Annotated in this window: 18 protein-coding genes; 17 read left to right on the forward strand and 1 reads right to left on the reverse strand. The window is 36.9% G+C overall.

Translation table 11 applies throughout. The features are described 5' to 3' along the window. The first annotated feature begins 68 nt into the window (after positions 1-68). The 11 genes from AACH31_RS04525 (at position 69) to AACH31_RS04575 (ending at position 14,157) form a co-directional block, all read left to right on the forward strand. Positions 69-1,511, forward strand: a complete 1,443-nt coding sequence (locus tag AACH31_RS04525) for a DEAD/DEAH box helicase (RefSeq protein ID WP_161832065.1) — start codon at positions 69-71, stop codon at positions 1,509-1,511. 266 nt (positions 1,512-1,777) lie between these two features. Next, a complete protein-coding gene (locus AACH31_RS04530) occupies positions 1,778-2,611 on the forward strand; it encodes a L,D-transpeptidase family protein (RefSeq protein ID WP_237658932.1) in 834 nt (277 codons plus the stop codon). 92 nt (positions 2,612-2,703) lie between these two features. Next, entirely contained in the window at positions 2,704-2,961 is a 258-nt protein-coding gene (locus tag AACH31_RS04535; RefSeq protein WP_161832063.1) for an SH3 domain-containing protein, read from the forward strand. A 379-nt stretch (positions 2,962-3,340) separates the two neighbouring features. Then, positions 3,341-4,843 carry a hypothetical protein gene (locus AACH31_RS04540; protein WP_262950643.1) on the forward strand — a complete coding sequence of 501 codons (1,503 nt, stop codon included), beginning with the start codon at positions 3,341-3,343 and terminating at the stop codon, positions 4,841-4,843. Positions 4,844-5,196: 353 nt separating this feature from the next. Next, on the forward strand, positions 5,197-5,871 hold the full coding sequence (locus AACH31_RS04545; protein ID WP_161832061.1) for a response regulator transcription factor: 675 nt from the start codon (positions 5,197-5,199) through the stop codon (positions 5,869-5,871). Beyond that, a complete protein-coding gene (locus AACH31_RS04550; protein ID WP_161832060.1) occupies positions 5,868-6,899 on the forward strand; it encodes a HAMP domain-containing sensor histidine kinase in 1,032 nt (343 codons plus the stop codon). Before AACH31_RS04545 ends, AACH31_RS04550 begins: the two co-directional genes overlap by 4 nt. A 150-nt stretch (positions 6,900-7,049) precedes the next feature. After that, complete coding sequence (locus AACH31_RS04555) at positions 7,050-8,810, forward strand: ABC transporter ATP-binding protein (protein ID WP_161832059.1); 1,761 nt, start codon at positions 7,050-7,052, stop codon at positions 8,808-8,810. Beyond that, positions 8,807-10,564: an ABC transporter ATP-binding protein gene (locus tag AACH31_RS04560; RefSeq protein WP_161832058.1), complete on the forward strand. Its 1,758-nt coding sequence runs from the start codon at positions 8,807-8,809 to the stop codon at positions 10,562-10,564. The genes AACH31_RS04555 and AACH31_RS04560 overlap by 4 nt, the downstream gene beginning before the upstream one ends. A gap of 663 nt (positions 10,565-11,227) precedes the next feature. After that, positions 11,228-11,425, forward strand: coding sequence for a LytTR family transcriptional regulator DNA-binding domain-containing protein (locus AACH31_RS04565; protein WP_161832057.1), 198 nt, complete (start codon positions 11,228-11,230; stop codon positions 11,423-11,425). Positions 11,426-11,599: 174 nt separating this feature from the next. Further along, positions 11,600-12,937 (forward strand): hypothetical protein, encoded by a 1,338-nt coding sequence (locus AACH31_RS04570; protein ID WP_338617963.1) that lies wholly within the window; start codon positions 11,600-11,602, stop codon positions 12,935-12,937. A 56-nt stretch (positions 12,938-12,993) separates the two neighbouring features. Then, a complete protein-coding gene (locus AACH31_RS04575; RefSeq protein WP_161831670.1) occupies positions 12,994-14,157 on the forward strand; it encodes an MFS transporter in 1,164 nt (387 codons plus the stop codon). Positions 14,158-14,207: 50 nt separating this feature from the next. On the opposite strand, the gene AACH31_RS04580 is transcribed toward AACH31_RS04575, so the two are convergent. Next, entirely contained in the window at positions 14,208-15,992 is a 1,785-nt protein-coding gene (locus AACH31_RS04580; protein WP_161831669.1) for a glycerophosphodiester phosphodiesterase, read from the reverse strand. A gap of 285 nt (positions 15,993-16,277) precedes the next feature. On the opposite strand from AACH31_RS04580, the gene AACH31_RS04585 reads away from it, so the two are divergent. The 6 genes from AACH31_RS04585 (at position 16,278) to pfkB (ending at position 20,056) form a co-directional block, all read left to right on the forward strand. Further along, positions 16,278-16,592 (forward strand): hypothetical protein, encoded by a 315-nt coding sequence (locus AACH31_RS04585; protein WP_161831668.1) that lies wholly within the window; start codon positions 16,278-16,280, stop codon positions 16,590-16,592. Positions 16,593-17,157: 565 nt separating this feature from the next. Next, a complete protein-coding gene (locus AACH31_RS04590) occupies positions 17,158-17,436 on the forward strand; it encodes a hypothetical protein (protein ID WP_161831667.1) in 279 nt (92 codons plus the stop codon). 38 nt (positions 17,437-17,474) lie between these two features. After that, the gene (locus tag AACH31_RS04595) at positions 17,475-17,753 is read left to right on the forward strand and encodes a hypothetical protein (protein WP_161831666.1); all 279 of its coding nucleotides are present in this window, start codon (positions 17,475-17,477) and stop codon (positions 17,751-17,753) included. Between the two features lie 182 nt (positions 17,754-17,935). Then, positions 17,936-18,112, forward strand: a complete 177-nt coding sequence (locus AACH31_RS04600; RefSeq protein ID WP_202618724.1) for a hypothetical protein — start codon at positions 17,936-17,938, stop codon at positions 18,110-18,112. Positions 18,113-18,392: 280 nt separating this feature from the next. Further along, positions 18,393-19,139: a DeoR/GlpR family DNA-binding transcription regulator gene (locus AACH31_RS04605; RefSeq protein ID WP_161831665.1), complete on the forward strand. Its 747-nt coding sequence runs from the start codon at positions 18,393-18,395 to the stop codon at positions 19,137-19,139. Further along, on the forward strand, positions 19,136-20,056 hold the full coding sequence (gene pfkB / locus AACH31_RS04610; protein ID WP_161831664.1) for a 1-phosphofructokinase: 921 nt from the start codon (positions 19,136-19,138) through the stop codon (positions 20,054-20,056). The genes AACH31_RS04605 and pfkB overlap by 4 nt, the downstream gene beginning before the upstream one ends. Positions 20,057-20,060: the final 4 nt, after the last annotated feature.

Genomic DNA, 20,060 nt, shown 5'->3' on the forward strand with positions numbered 1-20,060 from the left:
ATTTGTAAAAATAAAGAAAACTACGGGCAATGAGCCTAAAAATAGACAGAATTGAAAGAGGTAGGAAGATGTCAACCTTTAACGAATTAAACCTAAGTCCTGAAATTTTAAAGTCTTTGGCGGGACTCGGATATGAAAAAATGACGGATGTTCAATCACGTGTTATTCCTGAGATTTTAAAAGGAAACGATGTGATGGTCCAATCTAAAACAGGAAGCGGGAAAACTGCTGCTTTTGGAACGGCTATTAGTGAGCAAATTGACTGGGAGGAAAATCGACCACAGGCATTGATTTTAACACCGACGCGAGAATTAGCCATTCAGATTCAAGAGGAAATGATGAATATTGGACGCTTTAAACGGTTAAAGGCGGTTGCCGTTTATGGAAAGTCCCCGTTTAAAGAACAGGCCCAACAGTTAAAACAAAAGACGCATGTCGTTGTTGGAACACCAGGACGTGTGCTTGATCATTTAGAGCGTGGGACATTGAATTTACAACGAGTAAAATACGTGGTCTTAGATGAAGCCGACGAAATGTTGAGCATGGGATTTATCGAGACGATTGAGATGATTTTAAAGATGACGTCTTTAAATCGACAAACCTTATTTTTTTCAGCTACTCTGCCAGCTCGAATTGAAAAATTAAGCCAACAGTATTTAAAGAATCCATCTATGATAACGATTGAATCAGAGTCTATTGTCAATGAATCCATCGAACATGCGCTATATCAGGTTCGGGTGCCTGAGAAGGTGCGCGTATTAAAGGATGTTTTAACGATTGAGAATCCGACTCAATGTATGATTTTTTGTGCGACGCGCGATGAAGTTGACGCATTGTATCAAGGATTAAAGGCGCAAGGCTATCCGGTTTTAAAATTACATGGGGGAATGGAACAAAAAGAGCGACTTGAGACGATGCGCCAATTTAAAATGGGGAGATTCCCATATTTAATTGCGACGGATGTCGCAGCCCGTGGAATCGATGTGAGTCAGATGAGCCATGTTTTTAATTTTGATTTACCGGAAGATGGCGAGGCTTTTGTTCACCGTGTGGGGCGTGTTGGTCGCGCAGGAGAAAAAGGAAAAGCAGTAACATTTGTGACACCATTTGAAGCGAGAAAGCTTGAAGAAATTCAAACCTATATTGGGTTTGAATTACCGGTGAAGGAGCGCCCTGTAAAAATAGAGGTCGAACAGTCAAGGGAACGGTTTGAGTCTCAACTCAAACGTCGTCCGCAACAGAAACAGACAAAACAGGCGGATGTTCATCGTGAAATTATGAAACTTTATTTAAATGGTGGAAAGAAGAAGAAATTACGCACTGTTGATTTTGTTGGAACGATTTTATCTATCGATGGAATTTGTAAAGAGGATATCGGGATTATTGAGATTAAGGATCAAGTGACCTATATCGATATTTTAAATGGGAAAGGTTTTGATGTTCTCGATGGATTAAAGACACGGACGATTAAAGGAAAGAAATTAAAGGTTCAACGGGCCTATCAAGTATAAGTAAATAAAAGGAAAAAAAGCACTTTGTGTTGATGACCTGATGTGTCAGACATGAAGTGTTTTTTTTATGATTTTTTTCTTTGTGCCCCATTATTTTAAAGATGGTGAGGAGGGGGACACTTTTGATAAAGCATTTGCGATAAGGGGGATATTTCATGGGGGAATGAAAAAATTTTTTTCGATTAGGAAGAAAATGTCTAGGTCATAGCACCAATCGGGGTCTTTTACATACGATAGAAAAAGATAGGAGGAAGGATGTGAATCAGATGAGTGAAGAGGTTAATGAAGGGATAAGTAAGTATACGATCAAAAATCTAAATTTACAAAAGGAACCCTCGAAGTCAGCTATGATTATTAAAGTAATTCCAGCCTATTCTCGATTTGAACTATTGGATTCAGATGATGAGTGGTTAAAGGTGAGTTTTAACCATCGAGAGGGATATGTCGCTAAAGGTAACGTGTCAGTCACCAAAATAACGACGGCAACGACGCGTTTAAAAACAAGACCTTTAAAAGAATCCAAATCAATGAAGACGATTAAAAAGCATCAAGTGGTTGAAGTGGTTGATCAAGAGGGAGTTTTTAATCAAGTCTTTTATGAAGGAAAACTGGGCTATGTTGAAGCTGATCTGTTAAGTGATGATGGAATCAAATATCAACCTGATAAGCTCGGAAATTTTTATTACAATGCTGAAAAGTTCGTAAATGACCAGAAGATTAAGAGTCCGACTCCCTTTTTAGTTGTCACAGATTTAAAGGCAAAGCAAACGTATGTATTTGAGGATGTTAAGGGATCCTGGAAAGAATTATATTGTTGGCCATGTTCGATTGGGGCGGCCCAAACACCTACGATTACAGGAGTTTTTCATATTAATGGGCGTAAAGAGTCTTTTAAAACAGGACGTTATCAAGCGAAATATGCCACAAAAATCAAAGAAGGATATTATTATCACTCAGTTTTGTATGACCCAAGTGGAACAAAGGTAACGGAAGGTCGCTTAGGCGAGGCGTTAAGCCATGGGTGTATTCGTTTAGCGGCGGATCAAGCGAAATGGATTTATGACGCTATTTTAGATGGGACGACCGTTGTGATTCATTAGGAAACTTCATGAAAAGTTTCATTTAATAGGAACAAGTTTGAAGGGCCATTCATAAAATGAAGAGAAATGTCATTAGAAAGGATGAATAGAAAGTGAAAGTTGTAAAATGCCATATATCTGTCTATCAATATACATGGACAAGTTTAAATTTGCGTGCAGAAAAATCATTGATTTCGGAGGTGTTAACCATCATTCCATCCCATACGAAATTTGAGGTTATTGGATCAGATCATTTATGGTTAAAAGTCATTTATGATGGACAGATTGGCTATGTATTGAAACAAACTGTATCTGTGAGTGAGGTTCTTACTCACTCACAGGTAAACTTTTTAAAACAGCAAGCGTGTTAATAAACGAACCTTATCTTTCTAGATAAGGTTTTTTTAAAAGAAAAATTTAAAAAAAAGAAGATTTTTAGAAATTACGACAAAATATGTGGGAGCTTTTCAGTATAATTTTAAAGTAAGGGAACAAAAGGTTAAAAAATGATGTGGGGACTCGTTTTTTAATAGAGAAACTTATATTTGGGTAGATGTTTTGCGTTCTTCGCTTGTATCGTTAAAATTTTAAATAAGTTTATGCATCTGAGGACATTGACTTCAGATGCTTTTTTTTGTAAAGCTTTTTATGTTGAGGGAAAAAGTGATGGCCTTCGCATTTTCGTGTCACGCACATTCAAGGGTGAACATACTATAACATAGAATAAAGGTGAGAAAAAGGAGAAATAGTATGTTATGTTTTGAAAAATTAAATGCAATTAAAGGATTTGATATGTGGAACCCTGTTAATGCACATCAAAATAATTATGCGTGGTCAATGGCGGAAATGGGAGATTATATTTATGTTGGAACTTGCCGTAATATGTTCACATCGATGCTTTCATTAGCGAAACGACCTTTATTGGGCCAAGTTCAAACAACGGGGTTAGATAATAATGCTGAAATTTGGCGTTATAAAAAGGATGGGACACAAGGATGGCAACGCGTGTTTAAAACACATCCTTATGATAAAAGTTTTGGGTTTCGGGCGATGACGGTGCATGAATCAAAATATTCAACAGCCCTTTATGCAGCAACAATCGGGGAGCGTGTTTATATTTATAAAAGTATTGACGGTGTGACTTGGAAAAAACTACGAACACCACAGGTAGTTGGAGGAAGTTCACGTTCATTTGCTTCACTAAATGGTAGACTTTATGTGTCAACGCTGCAGGAAGGAATTGGAGGAAAAAATTCCTACCTGTATTCGAGCGCCGATCCTGAGTTTGAACCATTTAAGCTCGTTATGGACCCTCATCATCCTTATTTTCAGAAAGATAAAAATCCGATGGGCGGAATAGATGCACTGGAGGTGTTTAATCACAAGTTGTATTTAGGTGTTTCAGGTGAAAACGGGGCAGAAGTTTGGCGTTCAATGGAGGGCCAACCTGCAATGAATAAATGGATAAAAATTGGTGATGCAGGATTTGGGGATGGAATGAATCAAGAAATCATGTCGATGGGAACGTTTAAAAATCATTTATATGTGGCATTAACTAAAAAATTTCCATTAGCCTTATTTGCGCCGCTTGGTTTTGATCTTGTTCGTTTTGATCGTTGTGACTGTTGGGAACTCATTGTAGGAGGACGACCAATGAAACCAACTCATCCGAAGACAGGAGAACGAACAACGAGTCTTTCGGGCTTTAAATCGGGCTTTAATTCGCCATTTAATGTATATGGGTGGCAATTACTTGCCTATCAAGATCAATTGATTTTAACAACGTTTGATGATTCTGTTAATATGAAACTGATGCGAGATGTATTTATCCAACGAAAAGAGGGGTTGATTCAACGCATTGGACAGGAAAAATACCAGCAACTTGTATGTCTTTACGGGGAGATCATCTGCCTTTTAGAAAAATATCAGTATCCGAAAGGATTCGATTTATATGTTTCAAAAGATGGTATTCATTTTAGACCTGAGGTTTTAAGTGGACTTAATAATCCGTATAGTTACGGAGGACGGACATTACTTGTTAGCCAAGAGGATGAGCTATATGTTGGGACGGCGAATCCATATGAAGGATGCGATGTGTATAGAGGGGAAATTATCGGATGTCAACCTTACTTTACAGACGGCCAGTTACAGAGCTATTTTGAACAGTTAGAGGCACTAACCTGTGAACTTCAATGTCTTTATCCGGATTTAATTCGTCTTTTGTCTGAATTGTTTGTGACCTCGAAAAAATGAGCCACCTTTTTTGAAGGGCTAGGACCCTGGATCGCTTTATGACGTCTAAGGAGGCCTAACTATCCAAGCAGAAGGGACAAAATTTAGGATAAACTTCTCATCCAGGGACTCAACTTGTTTGACGTTTCGCCAAAAAATCACGTCTGAATTAAAACGTGATTTTTTTTGAATTCTATTCTTTTGTTTATTTAGAGTTTATATTTGTTTGGTAAAATAATAAAGCGGATGTTATAGGGAGAATACCAGTCATTTTTATCGAAAAGAGTGTTAGAAGGACGTACTAAGGTGAGTGAGTCTTCAAGGATGGGCCTTTTATTGGGGGAGAGGTAAGATATTAAAGGTGGTGATTCGTGATGATTCATATTTTAGTGGCAGAAGATGACAAGCATGCCAGAAGATTATTAGAGGTCGTCTTAAAGCGAGAGGGATATCATGTCTTAAGCGTCGAAGACGGTGAGATGGCATTAAAAGTGATCGAATCTCATCATGTCGATTTAGTCATTTTGGATGTGATGATGCCAAAGCTTGATGGTTATGAGGTGGCAAGATTATTAAGAGAGGCGGAGTTTATGATGCCTATTTTAATGGTGACAGCTAAGCAATTACCAGAAGATAAAAAGCGGGGATTTATCATGGGAACCGATGATTATATGACGAAGCCGATTGATACGGAGGAACTTGTTTTAAGGATTAAAGCCTTACTGCGACGGTCAAAAATTGCAAGTGAGAAAAAATTAACGATTGGCGATGTCGTCTTAGATTATGAATCCTTAACGGTGCACCGAAATCAAGACGTGCAGACGCTTCCACAAAAGGAGTTTTATTTATTGTATAAATTGTTATCTTATCCGGGACGAATCTTTACACGTATTCAGTTAATGGATGAGATTTGGGGCGTTGACACGGAGAGTACGGACACAACCGTGAACGTTCATATTAATCGATTGCGCAAACGTTTTGCTGATTGTGAAGCTTTCGAGTTAGTTTCAGTGCGAGGGCTTGGATATAAGGCGGTGAAAAAGGAATGAGGCAATTATTAACGAAAATTAGTTTTAGTTTTTATACGACGCTGTTTATTTTTATTTTATACGTCTTGATTTTTACGATTACCGCCTGTTTAATTTATACGGTGATTGGCCTCGGGTGGTTTGATGAGGAGAGTCTTAACCCTATGTTGTTGACGTTAGCTGCCTGCTTTTTAGTTGGAACAACGATTTCAATTATCTGGGGGCATAAAATGTTGAAAAATGTTCGAATTTTTACCGGAGCGATGGATCAACTAGCTAGCGGGGATTTTTCGGTGCGTTTAAATATGACTCATCCCTTAGAATATCAGCTGTTATCTGATAATTTTAATCGGATGGCGGAACAATTAGCAGGCATTCAGGTGCTACGCACTGATTTTATTAATCACTTTTCGCATGAGTTTAAAACTCCGATTGTTTCGATTAAAGGATTTGCCCAGATTCTAAAGGATGATACGTTGTCTAAGGAAGAGCGCGAGGAATATTTAACGATTATGATAGAGGAGGCCGACCGCCTGTCAACTTTAGCGACGAATGTCCTCATGTTATCGAATATCGAATCACAAACTCTTTTAGTTGATCGCCAACGCTTTAATTTGGGGGAACAGTTACGACAATGTATTTTGATGTTTGAACCCAAATTAATAAAAAAAGATATTTTACTGCTTGCAACGATTGAAGATGAGGATATTTATGCGAATAAAGAATTACTCAATCAAGTGTGGTTAAATTTATTAGATAACGCCATTAAATTTGTTCCAATAGGTGGAAAGATCGAAGTGTCCATGGGAAGTTATGAGGCGGATTTAACCGTGATGATTGCCGATAATGGATGCGGAATTGCGAAAGAGACGCTTCCTAAAATATTTGATAAATTTTATCAAGAAGACCATTCCCGAAAGACGATGGGAAACGGACTGGGTCTATCGATTGTCAAAAAAATTATTCTCCTTCATCAGGGGGAGATTACGTGCGAAAGTATACCAAACCAACGGACTATCTTTACGATAAGGCTCCCTAAATCTTTATAAAAGGGGGCCTTTTATCATGACTTACCAATGCTAGATAGGAATCTACCTCATGGTTGATGAAAAAGTTGCTCTTTTTTCAATTGTTTATCATGAGTTAATGTTTCTTTGTTATAGTTATCAGGTGGAGATTTGAAAAAGGAGTGCGAAAAGATGATTAAGATGTTTCGACAATTAAAAAAGAGGGAGTGGCTATTGTTTTTATGTAGCGTCCTCTTCATCATTGCCCAAGTCTGGCTTGATTTAAAATTACCGGACTACATGAGTAAGATTACGCAGTTAGTGCAAACAGAAGGAAGTGAGATGGAAGAAATTTTAGCGGCAGGCGGGAAGATGTTACTATGTGCCTTTTTTAGCCTAGCGACTTCTTTTATTGTAGCGGCGATTTCGGCGAAAATAGCGGCCAATTTATCCGGAAGATTACGTTTTGCACTGTTTAACCGTGTTCAGTCGTTTTCAATGGAGGAAATTAACCATTTTTCAACAGCAAGTCTTGTGACGCGTTCAACAAATGATGTGACGCAAGTTCAAATGTTTGTTGTCATGGGGCTTCAAATACTGATTAAGGCACCCATTTTAGCAGGATGGGCCTTAGTAAAGATTACGAATAAAGGTTGGCAATGGACGTTAGCGACGGCAGTGGCAGTTGCTGTTTTAATTGTTATCGTTTCCATTTGCGTTTGGTTAGGAATGCCAAAGTTTAAGGGCATTCAACGCTTAACCGATAATGTCAATAAAATTGCACGTGAGCATATTAATGGATTACGCGTGATTCGAGCTTATAATGCCGAAGGATATCAAGAGGAAAAATTTGAAAGAGCCAATACCGAGTTAACGTACAATAATTTATTTGTTGGGCGTGTCATGGCCTTTTTGTTTCCAAGTATTAACTTAATTATGAGTGGTTTAACGCTTGCGATCTACTGGATTGGTGCCTTCTTAATTGATGGGGCAATTGGAATGGAACGAATGACGGTTTTTTCAGATATGATCGTCTTCTCTTCTTACGCGATGCAAGTCGTGATGGCTTTTATGATGCTCATTATGATTATGTTTATCCTTCCTCGAGCGACGGTTTCAGCGAGTCGAATTAATGAGGTGCTGGAGATGAAGCCGACCATTGAAGACGGGAATTTTATTCCTAAGGATGAGCGATTGATGGGAGAGATTGAATTTAAAGATGTTTGCTTTAGATACGCTGATGGTGAGGACTATGTTTTAGATAACATTAATTTTAAAGTGTCCCAAGGAGAAACGGTTGCCCTTATTGGAGCGACAGGGTGTGGAAAAAGTACACTGGTTAATTTAATCCCACGTTTTTACGATGTAACAGAAGGTGAGATTTTAATTGGCGGAGTCAATATTAAAGACTACGACCAGCAGGCGCTTCGTAATGAATTAGGTTATGTTTCACAACGTGCCATCTTATTTGAGGGAACCATTCAGTCAAATGTCGCGTTTGGAGATAACGGAAAAGCGTCATCTCAAGATGAAACGGTAGAAGAAGCCATCGAGATTGCTCAAGCGTCAGAGTTTGTTAACAAGATGGAAGAGAGATATGAGGCGCATGTTGCACAAGGTGGAACGAATTTATCTGGAGGTCAAAAACAACGGTTATCGATTGCAAGGGCTGTTGCCCGTCGTCCGAAGGTCCTTATTTTTGACGATTCTTTTTCTGCCCTAGACTATAAAACGGATCGAACACTCCGTCAGCGGCTTAAAAAGGAAACGGCTGGTGCCACGTTATTTATTGTCGCCCAACGAATTGGAACCATTAAGGATGCAGATAAAATTATTGTTTTGGATGAAGGACGAATTGTTGGAATGGGATCTCATGATTCTTTAATGGCATCTTGTGAGGTTTATCGTGAAATTGCATACTCTCAACTTTCAAAGGAGGAACTTGAGTCATGAGAAAGATGGAGAAAAAGGAGAGTAGTTTTTTAAAATTATTAAAATATTGTAAAAAATATACGGTGCAAATTATCATAGCGCTCATTGGAAGTGTAATTGGAACCCTCTTAACTCTTTTTGGTCCAGATAAATTATCAGAAATGACCGATTTAATGACAAATGGGTTAATGGGCGAGCTTGATTTAGAAGGAATTACTTCGATTGGGATCACGCTTGTAATGATTTATGCTGTTAGTTTCATTTTATCACTGACGCAAGGACTCATTATGACACAAGTGATTCAGCGAGTTTCTAAGCAATTACGAACATCGTTAACGGTGAAGATTAACCGCTTACCGATGAGTTATTATAATCAAGCAACGACAGGTGATATTTTATCACGCGTGACAAATGATGTGGATACGTTAGGGCAATCATTAAACCAAAGTTTAACCACATTAGTCAGCGCAACTTGTTTGTTTATTGGGTCAATTGTGATGATGTTAAAGACAAATGTCGTGCTAACGCTAACGGCAATACTGGCGACAATTATTGGATTTATTATGATGATGTTCATTATGAAACGCTCTCAGGTGTTCTTTTTAAAGCAACAAGAGGGGCTTGGGAAATTAAATGGTTATATTGAAGAGGCTTATTCAGGTCAGATGATTATTAAAGCTTACAATAGTGAAGAAAAGATGATTTCAACTTTTCAAACGATTAATGAGGAATTGACATCTAATACTTACCGGGCACAAATTCTTGCCGGATTTATGATGCCACTGATGACCTTTATCGGTAACCTTGGCTACGTAGCCGTTTGTATTGTCGGGGCATTATTGACGATGAATGGAACGATTTCATTCGGGGTCATTGTGGCGTTCATTATGTATGTCCGCTATTTTACACAACCTCTTGCACAAATGGCACAAGCTGCCCAAAGTTTACAATCCGCTTCGGCAGCAGGGCACCGCGTTTTTGAGTTTTTAGAAGCTTGGGAAATGGAAGACGAGTCAAAAAAGGCCGGTTATTTAGAAGAAGTAACAGGAAAAGTAGAATTTGACCATGTCTCATTCGCCTATGAAGGAAGTGATCGCCCTGTCATTAAAGATTTCTCAATGACGGCACATCCAGGGCAAAAAGTTGCGATTGTCGGACCAACAGGAGCGGGAAAAACGACGCTTGTTAATTTATTGATGCGATTTAATGAAATCAATCGAGGAGATATTCGAATTGATGACGTTTCAATTCATGATATGACGCGTGAAAACATCCATGATTTATTTTGTATGGTTTTACAAGACACTTGGTTGTTTGAAGGAACGATTAAAGAAAATTTAATTTATAATCAAACGCATTTAACGGATGAAGATGTTGAGCGCGCTTGTGAAGCGGTCGGATTACACCATTTTATTCAAACGTTGCCGGAAGGGTATGAAACGCGATTAAATGATCAACTTAACTTGTCGGCCGGTCAAAAGCAACAGCTCACGATTGCCCGAGCGATGCTTAAAAATTCACCGATGCTTATTTTAGATGAGGCGACAAGTTCGGTCGATACGAGAACAGAATTAATCATTCAACAAGCGATGGATCAGTTAATGCACGGTCGAACTTCCTTTATTATTGCGCACCGTTTATCAACGATAAAAAATGCAGATGTGATTTTAGTTTTAAAAGATGGCGATATTTTAGAAAGCGGAAACCATGAACAATTACTAGCAAAAGGCGGTTTTTACGCTGAACTTTATAACAGTCAATTCGAACAAGTATAAGAATCAAAAAGAGGGAAACCAGGCGTGCCATGGGTCAAGTTTCCCTCTTTTTTTTGTTGGGAAGGATGGTTTTTAAAATAGGGTAGAGCTATTTGAAAGAAGAGGTTTATTAAAATGAGAGTGAGTGTTCTTATTGGAAACTTCCTACTTAGGAGTAAAGCATCCATTTGATTAAGGATAACATGTATTTCTTAGGAATGATTGATGGAAAGAGAAGAATAAGTTCTCCCAGCTGTTGATTCAACGTTTGTCAGCCGGTGAGAAGCTATTCTAAATCAAGTGTGGAGAGTTCAGATAGCTGTTAATTATTATATTATCAAAAGAATTGATAACGCTTTAAAAAATTTAATAATACATATACCGCATGAATCGACATTTTTTTAAGAAAAAAACAGTATATTCAAGTTGAAAAGAAGTAAGAGGGGGAGTAGCATGGATAAATCGTAGTCATAAAATTTACTTGATAAACTTATTTACGTTCTTTTTTTAAAGATAATATTTAGATTGATGATCTTAAAAAAATATAAACCGTTAATTTTGTAAATATTTCCTACCAAACAAATGAGTGTTCCTTTCGAGGAGGTTTTATATATTGAGACGTTGACCGGTTCTCATAAACTACATTTAGTGAGTAAAAAAATGAATACACAGTTTTAGGGGAGTTTGCGAGATGTTGAGCAACTTCATGAACGGTTGTTTCAATGCCATAAATCTTATGTCATTAACCTTCAAAATGTTGTAAAGGTAGATAAAAAAGAAAAAAAGGTCTATTTTGAGAATAAAGAATCTTGTCTCATTTCAAGACGATTTGTCAAAGAATTGGAAGGTTTAATAACAAAAGAGGCAGAAAAATCCCTTTAAAAAAGGGATTTTTTTTGACTAAATGAACCGTTCAGGCATTTTCAATGACCGAATAGGGAATTGCTGTTCTTTTTTGCAGACTGGTTTGTTATGATGAGGGGGCAACAGATAGGGAAAGGTCTATCCCAATTAGGTAGACCTTATTCGTTTATTATTTAATAAGGAGAGGATAATATGAATAATCTTTTATTGGCCAAAACAGAGAAAATACTAGGTAATAGCGGGGGGAAAATATTTAATAATTTATATAAATTATTAAACTCTTATGAGGAACCCCTCGAAAAAGTTACTTTTGCTTATATTGAAAGATATAGGAAACCATTATTGGTCAGTCCAAAAATTAGATTTAATTATACATTGTCACAAATTAACGAAATTTTCAAAGGATATTCTGAATATTCACAAGATAATATTAGAAATTTGTATTTACTGGCGTTATCAATATGTGGTATTAAGGTTGATGATGAGTTAGCTTTATCATTTATTAATGCGCCTAAGGAGGAAAGTTATAGATATTTAAGGGTGATTGCAACAGTGGATAATAAACCAATAACCATGCGGGTTGTTCCAAACAGTTGGGGAGGAAAGGACTCAATATTAACTACAAATTTCCATCTAAAGGGAACAGATATTTATCTAGAAGATAAAAAAATATGTACCATTACTTCATGGTGTAATTTATGTTCTATAAATAATATTGCGTACGTATCCAAAAATTTATATGGGGAAAATATCCTATGTGTAAACCCCCTACAATTTTGTAATCAAGAATGTAAATTTTGCCTAAGAACTCAGGAAATGTACTCGAAAAATAGAACCGATGAACTTATAAATTTAAGGGCGGATCAGCTATGTCGATATATTATAAGTGAACTACCAGAGGTAAACTATCAAACATTAAATGAATTTTATATCTCTACTGGGAGATTTAGAGATTCTAAACATTTACTGAATTATTTAGAAAGTTTATATATTAATTTAAAAGAAATATCGTGTAATCAGTTTGACCCAGTGAGTAAGGAACACCAATGGTTTAAGGTCTCAACCCATTTATTAGATACAGAAGAGGCAATGATACAAGCACAGAAATGCGGAGTGAAAAAATATTTATATCCTATAGAAATTGTTTGTGATAAAAAAAGAAAGAAGTATATGGCAAGTCAGGGGGTGCCGAATAATAAAGGAGATGTCATGTTTTCAGAAATCATCACAATATTAGATACTGCATCTAAGGTATTTGGTAAAGAAAACATTGAGCCGGTTTTGATTATCGGTATTGATACTTATGAAGATACTATGAGTGCACTCCTTCAATTAAAGAATAAGGGGTATAAAACAATTTCATATAATGTATATAGAGCTTATTATGAAGAACAATTGAATCTATATAATATGAGTTTAGAAGAAATAGTTGATGTTACTGAATTTATAAAACGGAATTTTAATCAGGGTTATAAACAAGTCGTAGACATGAATAATAAATGTGTCCAAAAGTCGTATATCTCTATTTAGAAGATTAATATAATTTTGAATCGTTATTCTTTTAATGGAGGATAGGAGCTAAAAATATGAAGCGATTTTATCTGTATCGAATTTTTACGTTAAATCATTTTATGACGGCCATTTATGTCATTTATTTACGATCACTGGGATGCTCGTTTGTGAGCATTGCGGCGTTTCATACAGCCAAAGATTTAACCGTGATGGGATTAGAGATTCCATTGAGTTACCTTTCTGAAAAAATAGGATATAAATTTGTTTTGGCGCTTTCGGGTATTTTTATGACGCTTTCGATGTTACTCATGATGGTGACGACAAATCGGGCGCTATTATTGCTAAGTTTTATTTGTTGGGGCATAGCCGTATCATGCGATTCCGGAATTAGTGATGCATATTTATACGAGCAAGTAGGCGAACAACGCTATCCTATCGTTCAATCAAATACTATCATGTGGCGGCAATTGGTCGGATCAGGCTTTAAATTAATTGGGTCAATGGTTTATTCTGTATTTCAGTTACTCCCATTTCTACTCACAATAGTCAATAGTTTAATTTCGACGGGTACCGCATTAAGTTTCAAACCTATAAAGGTTAAACAAACGCCACGAAAGGTGTCTTTTAAACAGTTTAAGGGGACGGTATTATCTCCCGCCTATCTTGCTGTTGTTTTTCATAACGTGTGTTTAATTACTTTTTTAAGTTTAACGTTTACGTATGAATCGGTGTTACTTGTGGACCAAGGTTTAGATGCTAACTGGTTAGGTGTTGTGACGTGTTTGAAGTTAATTGTAAGCTCTTTTGGCGTACATCTCGTTAAAAAGTTTGTACATGTCAAAAATAGTTCTAATTTTTATCTGTGGTTATACGTTATTTCAACAGTTGCTATCTTAGGATTGGGAAATCAAGCGTCTATTTTAGTCACTATCTTATCGATCTTAGTGATTTCAATCGTAAATGGGGTCATGTTTCCCTACCGAACTATTTTATTAAATAAAGTGATTCAGGATAATCGGGCAACGTTGTTGTCTATTCAATCTCAAGGCCAATTTTTGATGCGAGCTGTTTTATCATTAGTAATGAGTTGGATAGCAGATACTGTTTCTCCCTCATTTGCGATGGTGGGCTTAGCTTTATTAACGTTATCCTCCATTTTAATCATGCGAGGATGCTTTTATCCAATCATGAGAACCGTCGATGAATGGAACGAGAACAAAGTAAAATCAGTCGCTTAACGGTTAAAAATTCATGATAAAAGGGATCACCTGTTTGGGGATCCCTTTTATCATGAAGGTCTGAAAAAAAGTTGATTGATGAACATAATGTAGTGGTCATTCAGATGCGCCATTTGTTTTTTTAAGAGGGTTGGGTTGTCGGTGACAATCCCATCCACTTGCATGGCAATCATTGTTTGCATCGTGGCCTCTTTATTGACCGTCCAAGCATAGATTTGTTTTCCTGAATGATGGACTTGACTAATGAGGGCATAGGAGATAAAGGAAGCCTCAATCGAGTAGTAGTCAACGTCTTTTAAATTTTGATAATCCCCATATGCAAGCGCTGTAATATAGACGGTTTGAATGTCGGGGTTAATCATTTTGGCCACTTGTAAGACACGATAATCCATCGAACCAATGAGACATTCATCTTCCATGTTGTGTGCCTCAATTAATTCGATGACTTTTTTTGTTATCTCAGAGGTGTCATCGCTCACTTTAATTTCAATCATGAGTGTCAGTTTTCCTTTTGCCTTTTTTAAGGCTTCCTCTAGCGTGGGGATCGGTTCCCCGAAAAAGGCGGCATCAAATCGTCCTCCTACTTCTAATTGCCTGATTTTTTGATAAGTTGTCTCGGTTACTTTTTGATCATAACCAGATGTTCGTTTCAGATTGGAGTCGTGCATCAAAATCACTTCTTTGTCTTTGGTCATCTGAACATCAATTTCTGCCATATCAGCACCATGTTGAATGGAATAATCAAGAGCAGCTAATGTATTTTCAGGAACATAGGTTGCTGAACCGCGATGAGCAATAATTTGAATATCATCTGAAAAGTTTCTCCGACCAATCGAGAGGAAATTAGGACTAATGAGCCCACTACCAATGAGGAAGAAAATCCCGATCACGACTCCTTTGAGAATCGGATGTTTTGTCATTTTTGACGCGCAGCCTTTTATCGGAGGAAGATACGGGGCTGGGGTAATGAGGTAAAGAGTATGGATAAAGGCGCACATCAAAATTAAAAAGAAGGACGGTGCAATAATCGTTAATATACTTTTAATGGTTAAGGCTATATTTATAAAGATTGTCGATGCCTCTGTTGGATGAATGATTTTAATGGCAAGTGCACTTATTAGAATTAGTCCGCCATAAAGCCCCATAAAGGCTATTCCGATAAGCAGAAGATAGTTCAGGGTGTAGAAACGAAGAATTACTGTTTTCGATGAGCGTTTAACACTTTCCTTCGCTGCCCGAATGAAGGGCAACTTTTGATAAACCACCCCTTGGAGGGTAAAGCAAAAACGAATGTTAAGTAAGGCTAGAGCAGAGATGAATAGAAAATAAACAGGATGAAAAGGCGCCCGTTGGTACAATAAATCGAATAAAAATTCGGTAATTGAAAAATCTTTTAGGAAATAGTATTTAAATAAAAAGGAAGAGATAGGGATGATACTCGTTAGAAAAAGGAGGAGTAAAAGGTTTCGGGGGGCTAGAATACTTAACGCCCCTTTTAGACTTCGCGTAATGGTTTGAAAAAGCGAAAGTTTTTGATGATGAGTAGCTGCTTGTAAAAGGAGGAGAATAGCGTAAACTTCTAAAAATAACACATATCCAAGACAAATAATCATAAAAAAGCCTAAGATTAAAACACTTGGCGAAAGGCAAAAATGAATTGCTTGCTTGGCGCTCAGATAAGTCATATTCAACTTTTGCATAATCGTTGTTAAAATTGAAAAAAAAGATGGCACGATGACTGCCAAAAGAAGCAATTTATGTATAAGCTCAAAAAGAGCAAGTGTTAGGGCATTATATTTGAGATAAGTGAACGTTTCTTTAATCAAATGGGCCATGGTTGCAACCTCCATATCTGTCGTATTACTCCATCATATGCAAAAAGGAAAATAAACTTGCTTAGGACTAACAGGAATTAATGGGGAATGGTGCACACCCATCATGAGTTTTAACAACGACCATCCATCAAGTACTAGGTGGTCCAGTTAAAAGGGACGAGGGGGTAAGAATAGTATGTACATATTTTGGTAAAATTATGAGCGAGTTAATCGATAAAATCCTTTTCTTTAAAAACACAAAAAAAATTTGTATAATAGGATTGAGCGAAAGGAGCAAATCAAAAGATGAAGACTTATTACACAACGAATTTTGATTTTTATTATGATGAAAATATGATGGATATTCCGCAAGCGGTGTTAGAGAGTGAGCAATTGTCACCCGCTGCTAAAAATATTTATATTTACTTTATTTATTTAATCACGGAGAAGGTGGAAGATATTTTAGGCGTTTTATCGCAATTAGAAGAGGCGCGAAATGATTTAGAGGCCGGCTTGTCTGAACTCCTAGCGTGTGGGTTAATAAAAAAAGAAGTCAGATGTAATGAATCAGGTGAAGAAGAATTACATTATATTGTGACTAAGGAGTTAGCAAGAAAGTGATGGACGAATCACTATTTTCTTAAAAAGGGGCCTTTTAATTATCGTGAATTTTTCATGAAAATGAGCTATAAACTTGACGATGGAGGAGTTTGTTTTAAAAGCGTCCAACATCGTTTTTATTATGAGATAAACGAAAGAGAGGGGGAAACGACCTTTAGTGTTTCATGTAATAAATAGAATTTAACCACCTCAAACTTTTATAAAAAATGGGAAGGAAACCGTTAAAAATGAAGAAGATCAAAAAGACGGATCACTTTCTCAAGTTAAATTTCAATTGACTGCATAAAAGAGCACATTTTTTTACAATAGGTGATTAGAAGAACCCCGTCTACGGATTTAAAACGAAGACGAGGTTTTTTTATTATTTTTCTTCCAAACAGAATTCGACAATTCGATTATGGTTAGCGCTTACTCGAAAAGAGGGGAGGATGAAATAGAGATTGTGTACGTTTTCACAGGCTTCAATTGAACTTTTTTTCACAATATTATTGTTAAAGAATTCACAACATGCTATACTACAGACATCAAGCAAAGATTAATTAATACGTGAGAGGGGTTTTCAAGGATGAGAACAGAGAAAGAATTTATCAACCGAATTAAGGAATGTCCGATGGATGTTAAAATCAGGGGGAATCGTCAAAGTATTATTTTATCTTTCGATGAAACAGAAGTGAAGTTCCCAGTTGTTGATTATATTTATACACGATTTGTGTGTTCTTTGTCTCATGCTCAAATCTTATCAAAAGGTAAACTAGAAGAGTTGAGTTTAAAAAGTTTCGAGGCGCTCGCAACAGCAGCGATTAATCGAAAAGGATCAAGTTTTGATTTGACATTTCAAGCGTAAGCGTGGATATAAAGGGGAAAAATGAAGGAGGAAATCAAATGAGAACGGAAAAAGAATTTATTAACTATATTAAGGAATGCCCAATGGAGGTTAAAATTAGAGGAAATCGTCAAAATATTATTTTGTCTTGTAAAGATACGGAGGTAAAATTTCCGGTTGTTGATCATATTTATACACGATTTATTTGCTCGCTTTCAGAGGCACAAATTTTATCAAAAGGCCATCTAGAAGAAATGGGATTACCAAGTTTAGAAGCATTAGCAACAGCGGCGATGAATCGTCAAGCGTCTAGCTTTGACTTAGTATTTGAGGCCTAATGAGGCCTAATAAGGGAAATAAAAAGGCTAGGCATGGACGCTAGCTTTTTTATTTGAGTGTTCCTCTTTATAAAACGTCGAACTTAGTCGGGATTATAAGAGAAAAAACAATGAGTTTTAGGCATATTTTTATGAGGATCTTCTTATAATGAAGTATCAATTAATTAAAGGAGCCTATAACGATGAAAAAATTTGAGTACCGATTAGAAAACTTAGCGATTGATATAAAGACAGTTTTAAATGTGGCAAATCAGGAGTTAACGGAAACGTTAAAACAAAAATTAGATGAACTTGGGCAAGAGGGATGGCGCCTTTGTGGAGTTAATGGTCATTTGTATTATTTTACACGTGAATTATAACTAGTATTCATTGAATAAAGAGGGAGAGGGATACCTGATCAAAATGAGGGGCCCCTCTTTTTTTGTTATGTAATGAACGAATATGGATGTTTATGAACGAAAGTGAATGAATTTGAATGAAAACGATTGACTAAAGGTGAGGATTTCGTTAAAATTGAATTGTAGGAAACGGTTTCGAAAAAGAGTTATAGAGGTGTTCAAGACATCCATGAAATGAACGTGTTTAGAAGGTCCCTCATCACGGGAAGTTAAACGAAATAGGATATTGGAGGTGAGGCTTTTGATTACGGAAAAAAGACATCAATTAATCTTATCGGAACTCAAGGAGAAAGGATCGGTAAAGGTCGCTGATCTTGTGGAGAAGTTTAATTTTTCAGAGTCAACCATCCGTCGAGATCTTGTTCAACTTGAAGCACGTCATTGTTTAAAGCGTGTTCATGGGGGTGCAATCCCTGTTCTTAATAAATTTGTTGAAAAAAGCTATCAAGATAAAAAAAGTCAATTTATTCATCAAAAAGATGGGATGGCAAAGTATGCAGCCTCGTTTGTTCAGGATGGAGAGAGTATTTATCTTGATTCAGGAACAACAACCTTTGAGATGATTAAATATTTAAAAGAAAAGGATATTGTGGTAGTGACGAACGGACTCTCTCATATTGAAGCGCTCATTGATCATGAAATTCCATGCTTTATTCTCGGGGGAAGAGTGAAACACAAGACAAAGGCGATTATCGGATATGAGGCGCTAACCTTGTTACATCGTTATAAATTTGACAAGTGTTTTATTGGAAGTAACGGGGTTCATCCCATCCACGGTTTTACCACCCCAGATCCAGAGGAAGCCTTGATTAAAGAGCACGCGATTAAATCCTCAGCAACGACATATGTCTTAGTTGATGAAAGTAAGTTTGGTGAAGTAAGTTTTACAAAGTTTGCGGACTTAGAAGAAGCGACTATTATTACAACAGGAAGTCTTGATCTTAAGGCCTATGAAAAAATAACGATAGTAAAGGACGTGAAAATATGATATATACAGTAACTTTGAATCCATCGATTGATTACGTCGTGAATATGGAGCAATTAGTTGAGGGAATGGTAAATCGGGTGAGCACCGAACATTTTTATGCGGGTGGAAAGGGAATCAATGTGTCTCAAATTCTGAATCAGCACGGAATTTCCAATCGTGCATTAGGTTTTATTAGTGGATTTACGGGAAATTTTATTGAAGGAAGCTTAAAAGAAAAGGGCATTGATACCGATTTTATTCGATTGAGTGAGGGATACTCTAGAATCAATATGAAAATTAAAACAACGACAGATGAAACAGAGATTAATGGAATGGGACCGCATATTCCAAAAACAGAGATTGATAAACTGTATCGGCAGTTAGATTTATTAACGGCGGATGATACGTTAGTGTTAGCGGGAAGCATTCCGGCGACGCTACCGGATGATTTTTACGAAAAAATGATGGAGCATGTACAGGATCGAGGAGTAAAAGTAGTCGTTGATGCCACTAAAAATTTATTATTAAACGTCTTAACCTATCGTCCTTTTTTAATTAAACCTAATCATCATGAAATAGCAGAGATGTTTGGGGTAACGATTTCAACCACGGAAGATTTGCTTCAGTATGGGAATCGCTTGAAGGACATGGGGGCGCGTAACGTCTTAATTTCAATGGGAGGAGACGGAGCAATTTTATTAGCTGAAAATGGTGAGGTATACCGATCAAATGTTCCAAAGGGGGTCGTAAAAAATTCAGTGGGAGCCGGGGATTCGATGGTAGCGGGGTTTATTGCCGGTTATGAAAAAACTCAATGTTATGAACAGGCGCTTCGTCTTGGAGCAGCGAGTGGGAGTGCCACAGCTTTTTCAAGCGATGTAGCGACAGCAGAGGAGATTTTAGCCTTAGTAAAGGAAATTGTTGTTCAAAAACTATAAAATG

It is taken from the genome of Turicibacter faecis, assembly GCF_037076425.1.
Taxonomy (GTDB): Bacteria; Bacillota_I; Bacilli_A; order MOL361; family Turicibacteraceae; genus Turicibacter; species Turicibacter faecis.

Bases quoted from the DNA above. Each gene is read 5' to 3' on its own strand.
- AACH31_RS04555 (WP_161832059.1), top strand. From the start codon at position 7,050: ATGATTAAGATGTTTCGACAATTAAAAAAGAGGGAGTGGCTATTGTTT.
- AACH31_RS04570 (WP_338617963.1), top strand. From the start codon at position 11,600: ATGAATAATCTTTTATTGGCCAAAACAGAGAAAATACTAGGTAATAGC.
- pfkB (WP_161831664.1), top strand. From the start codon at position 19,136: ATGATATATACAGTAACTTTGAATCCATCGATTGATTACGTCGTGAAT.
- AACH31_RS04580 (WP_161831669.1), bottom strand. From the start codon at position 15,992: ATGGCCCATTTGATTAAAGAAACGTTCACTTATCTCAAATATAATGCC.
- AACH31_RS04560 (WP_161832058.1), top strand. From the start codon at position 8,807: ATGAGAAAGATGGAGAAAAAGGAGAGTAGTTTTTTAAAATTATTAAAA.
- AACH31_RS04595 (WP_161831666.1), top strand. From the start codon at position 17,475: ATGAGAACGGAAAAAGAATTTATTAACTATATTAAGGAATGCCCAATG.
- AACH31_RS04550 (WP_161832060.1), top strand. From the start codon at position 5,868: ATGAGGCAATTATTAACGAAAATTAGTTTTAGTTTTTATACGACGCTG.
- AACH31_RS04600 (WP_202618724.1), top strand. From the start codon at position 17,936: ATGAAAAAATTTGAGTACCGATTAGAAAACTTAGCGATTGATATAAAG.
- AACH31_RS04590 (WP_161831667.1), top strand. From the start codon at position 17,158: ATGAGAACAGAGAAAGAATTTATCAACCGAATTAAGGAATGTCCGATG.
- AACH31_RS04525 (WP_161832065.1), top strand. From the start codon at position 69: ATGTCAACCTTTAACGAATTAAACCTAAGTCCTGAAATTTTAAAGTCT.
- AACH31_RS04545 (WP_161832061.1), top strand. From the start codon at position 5,197: ATGATTCATATTTTAGTGGCAGAAGATGACAAGCATGCCAGAAGATTA.
- AACH31_RS04585 (WP_161831668.1), top strand. From the start codon at position 16,278: ATGAAGACTTATTACACAACGAATTTTGATTTTTATTATGATGAAAAT.
- AACH31_RS04575 (WP_161831670.1), top strand. From the start codon at position 12,994: ATGAAGCGATTTTATCTGTATCGAATTTTTACGTTAAATCATTTTATG.
- AACH31_RS04540 (WP_262950643.1), top strand. From the start codon at position 3,341: ATGTTATGTTTTGAAAAATTAAATGCAATTAAAGGATTTGATATGTGG.
- AACH31_RS04530 (WP_237658932.1), top strand. From the start codon at position 1,778: ATGAGTGAAGAGGTTAATGAAGGGATAAGTAAGTATACGATCAAAAAT.